Source organism: Streptomyces sp. NPDC021080, from assembly GCF_044333225.1.
Taxonomy (GTDB): Bacteria; Actinomycetota; Actinomycetes; order Streptomycetales; family Streptomycetaceae; genus Streptomyces.
The window spans coordinates 197,252-205,640 of the sequence record NZ_JBIRQM010000013.1; the positions used below are offsets into that span (position 1 = coordinate 197,252).

Annotated in this window: 8 protein-coding genes and 5 tRNA genes; 6 read left to right on the forward strand and 7 right to left on the reverse strand. The window is 73.0% G+C overall.

What is annotated here, in order from left to right:
* Positions 1-68: 68 nt before the first annotated feature.
* Complete coding sequence (locus ACH4S8_RS30055; protein WP_398399501.1) at positions 69-1,115, reverse strand: chorismate-binding protein; 1,047 nt, start codon at positions 1,113-1,115, stop codon at positions 69-71.
* 156 nt (positions 1,116-1,271) lie between these two features.
* Here ACH4S8_RS30055 and ACH4S8_RS30060 point away from each other — a divergent pair.
* The 5 genes from ACH4S8_RS30060 (at position 1,272) to ACH4S8_RS30080 (ending at position 1,749) form a co-directional block, all read left to right on the forward strand.
* A tRNA-Gly gene (locus ACH4S8_RS30060) sits at positions 1,272-1,344 on the forward strand.
* A 37-nt stretch (positions 1,345-1,381) separates the two neighbouring features.
* Positions 1,382-1,455, forward strand: a tRNA-Cys gene (locus tag ACH4S8_RS30065).
* 1 nt (position 1,456) lies between these two features.
* Positions 1,457-1,528: transfer RNA gene (locus tag ACH4S8_RS30070), tRNA-Val, on the forward strand.
* Positions 1,529-1,562: 34 nt separating this feature from the next.
* Positions 1,563-1,634: transfer RNA gene (locus ACH4S8_RS30075), tRNA-Val, on the forward strand.
* Between the two features lie 40 nt (positions 1,635-1,674).
* Positions 1,675-1,749: transfer RNA gene (locus ACH4S8_RS30080), tRNA-Val, on the forward strand.
* A gap of 128 nt (positions 1,750-1,877) precedes the next feature.
* Here ACH4S8_RS30080 and ACH4S8_RS30085 read toward each other — a convergent pair.
* The 4 genes from ACH4S8_RS30085 to ACH4S8_RS30100 all read right to left on the reverse strand — a co-directional run bounded on the left by ACH4S8_RS30085 (position 1,878) and on the right by ACH4S8_RS30100 (position 4,440).
* Positions 1,878-2,189, reverse strand: a complete 312-nt coding sequence (locus ACH4S8_RS30085; protein ID WP_398399503.1) for a zf-TFIIB domain-containing protein — start codon at positions 2,187-2,189, stop codon at positions 1,878-1,880.
* Positions 2,190-2,263: 74 nt separating this feature from the next.
* The gene (locus tag ACH4S8_RS30090) at positions 2,264-3,223 is read right to left on the reverse strand and encodes a phosphotransferase (protein WP_398399505.1); all 960 of its coding nucleotides are present in this window, start codon (positions 3,221-3,223) and stop codon (positions 2,264-2,266) included.
* A 535-nt stretch (positions 3,224-3,758) separates the two neighbouring features.
* Positions 3,759-3,965, reverse strand: a complete 207-nt coding sequence (locus tag ACH4S8_RS30095; protein WP_398399507.1) for a hypothetical protein — start codon at positions 3,963-3,965, stop codon at positions 3,759-3,761.
* A 241-nt stretch (positions 3,966-4,206) separates the two neighbouring features.
* Complete coding sequence (locus ACH4S8_RS30100) at positions 4,207-4,440, reverse strand: hypothetical protein (protein ID WP_326788867.1); 234 nt, start codon at positions 4,438-4,440, stop codon at positions 4,207-4,209.
* A 196-nt stretch (positions 4,441-4,636) separates the two neighbouring features.
* Here ACH4S8_RS30100 and ACH4S8_RS30105 point away from each other — a divergent pair, with 196 nt between their 5' ends.
* Positions 4,637-5,941 carry a serine/threonine-protein kinase gene (locus ACH4S8_RS30105; protein ID WP_398399736.1) on the forward strand — a complete coding sequence of 435 codons (1,305 nt, stop codon included), beginning with the start codon at positions 4,637-4,639 and terminating at the stop codon, positions 5,939-5,941.
* A gap of 102 nt (positions 5,942-6,043) precedes the next feature.
* Here ACH4S8_RS30105 and ACH4S8_RS30110 read toward each other — a convergent pair whose 3' ends face one another.
* Both ACH4S8_RS30110 and cobA read right to left on the reverse strand, forming a co-directional pair.
* Positions 6,044-6,862: a TrmH family RNA methyltransferase gene (locus ACH4S8_RS30110; protein WP_389403078.1), complete on the reverse strand. Its 819-nt coding sequence runs from the start codon at positions 6,860-6,862 to the stop codon at positions 6,044-6,046.
* A 64-nt stretch (positions 6,863-6,926) separates the two neighbouring features.
* A complete protein-coding gene (gene cobA, locus ACH4S8_RS30115; protein ID WP_398399510.1) occupies positions 6,927-8,159 on the reverse strand; it encodes a uroporphyrinogen-III C-methyltransferase in 1,233 nt (410 codons plus the stop codon).
* Between the last annotated feature and the right edge of the window lie 230 nt (positions 8,160-8,389).

An 8,389-nucleotide genomic window follows, 5' to 3' on the forward strand; every position in this document is an offset into this window, starting at 1 on the left:
GAATGTGCCGGACGCGTCGTCCGGCACGGCGTTCCGGCCCCGGTCCCCGCGCCGTCCCCGAAACCGGGTCAGTCCGTGAGGGTCCCGTCACCCGCGTCGTACGTTCCCGACGCTACCGCGAGCAGCCGGGACGCCTTCAGCTCGGTCTCCCGCCACTCCCCCTCGGGGTCGGACCCCCAGGTGATGCCGGCCCCCGTGCCGAAGCGCAGGACGCCGTCGGCGCGGTCGATCCAGAAGGTACGGATGCCCACGGCCAGCTCGCCGGTGCCGCGGTCGGCGTCGACCCAGCCGACGCCTCCGCAGTACGGACCGCGCGGCGCGGTCTCCAGGGCCTCGATGATCCGCAGGGCGCTGGACTTCGGGGCGCCGGTGACGGAGCCGGGCGGGAAGGCCGCGGCCAGCAGGCCGGGCCAGCCGACGTCCTCGCGCAGTTCGCCGCTGACGGTGGAGACGAGGTGGACGAGCCCCGGGTGCTTCTCGACGACGCACAGGTCGGGCACGGTCACGGTGCCGGTGGCGCAGACCTGGCCGATGTCGTTGCGGACGAGGTCGACGATCATCACGTTCTCGGCGTAGTCCTTGTCCAGGAGATCCGCCTCGGTGCGTCCGGTGCCCTTGATCGGGCCCGACTCGACAGAACGGCCCGCGCGGCGCACGAAGAGTTCCGGGGAGGCGGTGGCTATCTCGACGCCGTGCTCCGGCAGCCGAATCGTTCCGGCATACGGCGCCGGGTTGCCGCGCGCCAGCAGGGCGGTCAGCGCGTCGACGTCGGCGTCGGCCGGGACGGGCGCGGAGAGCACGCGGCAGAGGTTCGCCTGGTAGACCTCGCCGGCCGCGATGTGCTCCCGGATGCGCCGCACTCCGGCCGTGTACGCGGCGCGGTCGAGGGACGACGTCCAGTCACCGGCCGCCGGCCCGTGCCACCGTCCGGGCACCGGGGCGGGTACCGGCTCCTCTCGTACGTCCCGGAAGCGGGCGCAGGTCAGACGCCCTTCGAAGTCGGCCGAGACGGCCCAGAAGCCGGTCGAGTCCAGGGCCGCGGGATCGCTGGTGACATCGAGGAGACCGGTCGCGACGAGGCCGCCGAAGCGGGCGAGAGGAGGGAGGTCGAGCACGCAGACGAGTCTAGGGCGGGTGTCCTCCGAGTGCCCTGGCCATGTCCTCGGGCGGACAGACCGCAGCACGCTGCGCAAACGCGTTTTTGTGCTGGCCCGGGAATCCGCTAGAGTTCAACTCGTCGCCGGGACGCGCAAGCGAAACGGAACCGACAAGCGGACGTAGCTCAGTTGGTAGAGCGCAACCTTGCCAAGGTTGAGGTCGCCAGTTCGAACCTGGTCGTCCGCTCGCAGGAAGTGGGGGATCTTCCCGAACCCGCACTCCTGGTGGAGTGGCCGAGAGGCGAGGCAACGGCCTGCAAAGCCGTCTACACGGGTTCAAATCCCGTCTCCACCTCCAAGGACGATTAGCTCAGCGGGAGAGCGCTTCCCTGACACGGAAGAGGTCACTGGTTCAATCCCAGTATCGTCCACTGGTCCGCATGGACCTGATCCACAAGGATCCCCGCGCGATTAGCTCAGCGGGAGAGCGCTTCCCTGACACGGAAGAGGTCACTGGTTCAATCCCAGTATCGCGCACGCAGTACCAGCAGCAAGCGTGGCTCCGGCCTCGTGACCTGCGCGATTAGCTCAGCGGGAGAGCGCTTCCCTGACACGGAAGAGGTCACTGGTTCAATCCCAGTATCGCGCACCAGCAAAGCCCCCGGTCGTCTCACGACCGGGGGCTTCGTCGTTCCCGGGACGTCGTTCTCAAGACGTTGTTCCCAGGACGTTCTGCGGCCGAAGGGGCCCCTCCGCCCGGGAGGAGCCCCTTCGGGCCGTTCAGGACGAGAAGAGCATGTGGCCGAAGCTCTTGTGGCCGTGGTGACCGCCGTGGTGACCGCCATGACCGCCGTAGTGACCGCCTCCGTGGCCACCGTGCTGCGGGGCGCCCCACGCGGGGGCCGGGGCGGACGGATAGGCCTGCGGCGCGCCCGGGGGCGGCGCGGGCTGGGACCACTGCGCCTCCACGCGGGTCAGTGCCTCCAGCTCGCCGTAGTCGAGAAAGATCCCTCGGCAGCCGCTGCACTGCTCGATCTGGACGCCATTGCGGTTGTACGTGTGCATCGGCGCATGACATTTCGGACACTGCATGCTCGGCTCAACTCCTCGCCGGTCGGTACTGCTTCCGCCAGGACAGACACTGCCCGGCCTCGGTCGGTTGCACCCTACGTCGCCGAACCTCGGGTCAACTCGGCCGGGAGGGCACTCATTCGGTCACAGGCGTCGACCACGGCCTGCTGCACCTCGTCCAACGGCTCTTCCGCGGCGGCGGACTTGGCGACCGCGAGGGCCGCGGTCTGCACGGTGAGGGCGCGGGCCGCGACGTCCAGGGCGGGCCAGGGATCGCCGTCGGCGGGAACGGCCGGGCCGCCCGCGTCCCGGTAGGCGGTCAGGAAACGGAGCCACTCGTCGGGCGGCAGCAGCCCGCAGGCGTACCAGGCGGCGGGGCGGGCCAGGTCCCAGGCCGGGTCGCCGACGCCGAGGTCGTCGACGTCGATGAGGAGCCAGGGACCGTCCGGCGCGGGATGGCGTACGAGCTGGCCGAGGTGCAGGTCGCCGTGGCACAGGGTCGTGGTGTCCGGCATCGGGGCCTCGGCCCGTGCCCAGGCGGGCAGGGCGGCCCAGGCGCGCAGGACCGGGGCGGCGGCCGGGTGCGGGCCGGCCGCGCGCAGCCTGGCCAGTGCGCGGGCGGCCTTGACCGGACCCCGCATGGGCGGCAGCCCGTCCGGGACGGGAGCGCGGTGCAGTCGGGCCAGCAGGTTCGCGGTCTCCTCCCAGGGAGCCGCGTCCGGAGTGTCGGGGTCGACGGGAGCGCCGTAGGGCCAGAGGGTCACCCGGCGGCCGAGGAGACCGGCCGGGGCGGGGTCGAGCGGCGGCAGGAGGACGCCGGGGAGGCTCGTGGCCACGGAGACCCGGAGAGCGAGCCCGCGGGGTTCCGTGTCCGGGGCGTGGGCCTTGGCGACGATGTCGCCGTGGCGGACCACGGTGCCGTCGTCGCGGTCCGCGAGGAGGGCGTCCTCGGCGCCGCAGGGGCAGGCTCCGCGGGGGCCGGGCACAGCCGTCGCCGGGTGAGCCGCCGCGCGCGCGGCGGCGGTGAGCGCGGGCAGCAGGCTGGGTACGGTCACGGATCTCCCTGGGCTGCACGACGGGGCGGTACGACGCTGCCGACGAGAACGTCTGCCGGACACCTGCCGGTGAGAGTACGCAGCCGAAGCCGACCCCGGACACCCGGCACCCCGGCACCCCGACGCTGCCGCAGCGACAGCGGCAGCCGGGCGTCGCAGGCGCCGCACCCTGAAGAGCCGCCCCGAGGCACCCCTCAGGACAGAATCGCGCCCCGGCCCCGGGACACCGGCGTCAGACGGCCGGCACCGTGACACCGCGGCCGTCGACGGCGGCCGCGGTCACGTCGGCCGGCGCGAGACACCCCGCCCCGTGGCAGATCCGCGCCACGGCTGCACCACCCGGCACCCGTACCGGGGCGTCGTCGTACCTGCGCACTCGTCGCCCCGGACGGCGCTCCGCCCCCGGCAAAAGAGATGCCCGCGCAGCTCCCCAGCTGCGCGGGCATCTTCCTGCCGTCCGCCGCACCCCCGTCCCCACGGGGTTTCATGGCCGGATGTCCCCGCCCGGACCGCTCTTCCGGGCCTGGGGCGCCGCTCAGCGCCCCAGCATCACGCCCACGGACGACGCCTGTGTGACCACCGCGTCCCAGCCGCCGAAGACGACCACGAGCAGGGCCGCCAGAGGAAGGACCATCGCTGTCGCCACCAAGGGGTGGCGCTGACCCTGACGGGTGCCGAACGCGGCGGCGTACGCCCTGCGTCCCTGCGCGCGGAGCTCCGTCCGCGGTGCCGTGTGGGCCATGGTCCCTCTCCTGACCGAGATTCTCTGGTGCCTGGCAGCGGCGGGTGTCTGACCTCGGGGGACGAGTGCTGCACCCGCCGCTTGACCTCAAATCTAGGCGCGCGACGACGTCGGGTCGTCATGCCCTCGTACCGATTGCCGGGCCTCCCGGAGGATGAGCCGTGACCTGCCGAGTACTACCGTGGGTGGAGACGGGGGCCCGGGTCTCAGGGTCTTCCCCGAGGGGACGTCCGATGCGCCCCTACTGTTCCGAACTGTCCTCCCGGGGGACCGGCTGTTCGACGAGTGCCAGCACCCGAGTCGCCATGAAGCGGGCGGTCCGTACCACTGTTCCGTTTCGAGTGACTTCGCTCACTTCCACCACACCTCGGCGCACCGCCGTCTCCACCCGGCGGCCCGCCCTGCTCGCCACCACCTCGTACGTACGCGTCGTGTCCCCTGCGTCCACGACTATCTCCACGCGGTCACCCCTCACGGGCTCAATCCCCCTTCAGCGATGGATGGTTGGGATCAAGAGCAGGTCAAGAAGGCGTTGTTCGCACGCTCCCTGACCACCTCTCAAGTTTCCCACCCGGCACTGACAATCGATCGGGACGAGAGGGCGCGGCCTCTGCGCGCACCCGGCCGCGGAAACGTAAGCTGTGGCTCGTCAAACGGACCGGGCAGCGGGGATGGACATGGCGATGATGCGCCTGAGGCGCGAGGACCCGCGTGTCGTCGGCTCGTTCAGGCTTCACCGACGGCTCGGCGCGGGGGGCATGGGTGTGGTCTACCTGGGCTCCGACCGGCGTGGCCAGCGGGTCGCACTGAAAGTGATCCGGCCTGATCTGGCGGAGGATCAGGAGTTCCGTTCCCGGTTCGCACGCGAGGTCTCGGCGGCACGGCGGATCAGGGGCGGCTGCACGGCACGGCTCGTCGCCGCCGACCTGGAGGCGGACCGGCCGTGGTTCGCCACGCAGTACGTGCCCGGCCCCTCCCTGCACGACAAGGTCGCCGAGGAGGGGCCGCTGTCGGCCGCCGACGTGGCCGCCGTCGGTGCCGCCCTCTCCGAGGGGCTGGTCGCGGTGCACGAGGCCGGGGTGGTCCACCGCGACCTCAAGCCGTCCAACATCCTGCTGTCCCCGAAGGGGCCGCGGATCATCGACTTCGGCATCGCGTGGGCGACCGGGGCGAGCACGCTCACCCATGTCGGCACCGCGGTCGGCTCCCCGGGCTTCCTGGCGCCGGAGCAGGTGCGCGGCGTCGCCGTCACCCCGGCCACGGACGTGTTCGCGCTCGGGGCCACGCTCGCGTACGCGGCGACCCAGGACTCGCCCTTCGGCCAGGGAAGCTCCGAGGTGATGCTCTACCGCGTGGTCCACGAGGAGCCGCATCTGCACGGGGTTCCGGACGCGCTCGCACCGCTCGTCCGCGCCTGTCTGGCGAAGGACCCCGAGGAGCGGCCCAGCACCCTCCAACTGTCCCTGCGGCTGAAGGAGATCGCGGCCCGCGAGGCCCAGGGCATGGTGGACACGCGGCCGCCCGCGCCGCGCTCGGACCCGGACCGGCCGACGGGACGCCTGGCCGAGCAGTACGCCGAGCAGCGCACCCAACGGCGGCCGGGGACCACTCCCCCGCCGCGAGGAGCCACTCCTCCGCCGCGGGGGACCACTCCTCCGCCGCGCACCGGCGGGACGAACGGCGGATCGCGGTCGGGATCGCGTCCGGCACCCGCCCGCAACACCGGCCGCACCGGGAACAGGCCAGCTCCCCGCAGCGGCACCGGACGGCCCGGTCCGCGCGCCACCGGAGCGGGCCGCAGGCCCGCCAATCCGCGGCTGCTGCGCCAGCGGCTCTTCGTGTTCGTGGTGGTGACGCTGCTGGTCGCGCTCGGCATCGCGGCGGCCCAGGGGTGCCAGGGGCCGTCCCGCGGGCTCGACGACACCCCGCGCAAGGTCGTGCACCAGGAACAGTCGGCGGCCGGGGCACTGCCCTAGGAATTCGCCGGACAGGCCCCGGCCGCGACAGGCACCAGTCGGCGCGACCCCCGGTCCGTCCCCGGAGTGCGCCCCGTCACGGCGCCCCCGGAAGCACGGCTCTCAGCTCTCGGGACGGCCCGTCGCCACCGCGTAGAAGGCGACCGCGGCCGCCGCGCCGACGTTCAGGGAGTCGACGCCGTGGGCCATCGGGATGCGGACCCATTCGTCGGCCGCCATCAGGGCGCGGGTGGACAGCCCGTCGCCCTCGGCGCCGAGCATCAGGGCGACCCGGTCCATCTTGTGCGGGGCCGCCTCGTCGAGGGACCTCGCCTTCTCGTCCGGGGTGAGGGCGAGCAGGTTGAACCCGGCGTCGCGCACCGACTCCAGGCCCTTGGGCCAGGTGTCGAGACGGGCGTACGGAACCGAGAACACCGCGCCCATCGAGACCTTCACCGAGCGGCGGTAGAGCGGGTCGGCGCAGTCCGGGGAGAGCAGCACCGCGTCCATGCCGAGGGCGGCGGCGGAACGGAAGATGGCGCCGATGTTCGTGTGGTCGTTGACCGACTCCATGACGACGACCCGGCGCGCGGTCCGCAGCAGTTCCTCGGCCGTGGGCAGCGGCTTGCGCTGCATCGAGGCGAGCGCTCCCCGGTGGACGTGATAGCCGGTGACCTGCTCGGCGAGCTCGGGGCTGACCGCGTAGACGGGTGCCGGGAGTTCGTCGATGACGTCGCGCATGACGTCGACCCACTTGGCGGACAGCAGCATCGAGCGCATCTCGTAGCCGGCGTCCTTGGCCCGTCTGATGACCTTCTCGCCCTCGGCGATGAACAGGCCCTCGGCGGGTTCGCGCTTGCGGCGCAGTTCCACGTCGGTCAGGCCCGTGTAGTCGCGCAGACGCGGGTCGTCGGGGTTGTCGACGGTGATGAGATCGGCCACAGGGTGATACTGCCTTGTCCTGGGTGCGGTGCCAACGGCTGGGAACGGGTTGGGTTACCCGTGGTTACTCGGGAAGTCCGGGGCCGACGTCCACGACCTCGCCGATGACGATGACCGCGGGCGGCCGCACGTCCTCGGTACGGACGGTCTCGGCGACGGTGGCCAGGGTGGCGTCGACGCGGCGCTGAGCTGCGGTGGTGCCCTCCTGGACCAGGGCGACGGGGGTGTCGGCCGGCTTGCCGTGCGCCACGAGCGTGTCGGCGATCCTGCCGATCTTGTCGACGCCCATGAGGACGACGAGGGTGCCGCGCAGCCGGGCGAGCGCGGGCCAGTCGACGAGGGAGCGCTCGTCGTCGGGGGCGACATGACCGCTGACCACGGTGAACTCGTGCGCGACGCCCCGGTGGGTGACCGGGATTCCGGCGGCGCCCGGCACCGAGATCGAGCTGGAGATGCCGGGGACGACCGTGCAGGCGATGCCCGCCTCGGCGAGCGCCTGGGCCTCCTCCATGCCACGGCCGAAGACGAACGGGTCGCCGCCCTTCAGCCGGACGACGGACTTGCCCTGCTTCGCGTGCTCGATGAGCGCGTTGTTGATGGCCTCCTGGGCCATGAACCGGCCGTACGGGATCTTCGCCGCGTCGATCACCTCGACGTGCGGCGGGAGTTCGGCGAGCAGGTCGCGGGGGCCGAGGCGGTCGGCGATGACCACGTCGGCCTCGGCCAGCAGCCGGCGTCCGCGGACGGTGATCAGATCGGGGTCGCCGGGGCCGCCGCCGACGAGGGCGACGCCGGGGGTACGGGTGCGGTGGTGCGGCGCGACGAGCGTGCCGTCGCGCAGTCCCTCGACCACGGCGTCGCGGATGGCGGCGGTGTGGCGGGGGTCGCGGCCCTTGGCGTCGGTGGTGAGGACGGCGACGGTCACGCCCTCGCTGTGGCCGGTGGCCGGGGTCCACGCGGTCGCCGCGTCGGCGTCGTCCGAGCGGACGCACCAGACGCGCCGGCGCTCGGCCTCGGCCGAGGCCTCGGCACTGGCCCGAGGGTCACTGGTGGCGATCAGCGCGTACCAGGCGTCGGCGAGGTCGCCCTCCTCGTACGGGCGCCTGGTCCAGGTGATCTCGCCCGCGTCGGCCATCGCCTCGACGGACGGGGTCGCCTGCGGTGAGACGAGGTGGACGTCCGCGCCCGCCGCGATGAGCCCGGGGAGCCGGCGCTGGGCCACCTGGCCACCGCCGAGGACGACGACACGACGGCCGGAGAGGCGGAGGCCCACCGGGTATGCGGGGTGTTCGGCCATGGCGGTGCGGCTCCTCGTACGTGCAGGCGGTGCGGTGGGCGCTGCGGCTCTGGAGCGGCCCTGACGTGGGGTTCTTCGGTAGGAGTCCAGGCTACGGGCGGGTGGGGGGGGGGGGGCGGGACCCCCGCCCCCCCCCCCCCGGCCCCGGCCCCCCCCCCCCGGCACCCCCGCCCCGTGGCACCACGCGACCACGGGGCGAGCCCCCGCCGCCCCCAGCGCGAAGGGGCGGG

Coding starts and splice junctions, on each gene's coding strand:
- ACH4S8_RS30085 (WP_398399503.1), bottom strand. CDS start 2,189: ATGCAGTGTCCGAAATGTCATGCGCCGATGCACACGTACAACCGCAAT.
- ACH4S8_RS30095 (WP_398399507.1), bottom strand. CDS start 3,965: ATGGCCCACACGGCACCGCGGACGGAGCTCCGCGCGCAGGGACGCAGG.
- ACH4S8_RS30105 (WP_398399736.1), top strand. CDS start 4,637: ATGGACATGGCGATGATGCGCCTGAGGCGCGAGGACCCGCGTGTCGTC.
- cobA (WP_398399510.1), bottom strand. CDS start 8,159: ATGGCCGAACACCCCGCATACCCGGTGGGCCTCCGCCTCTCCGGCCGT.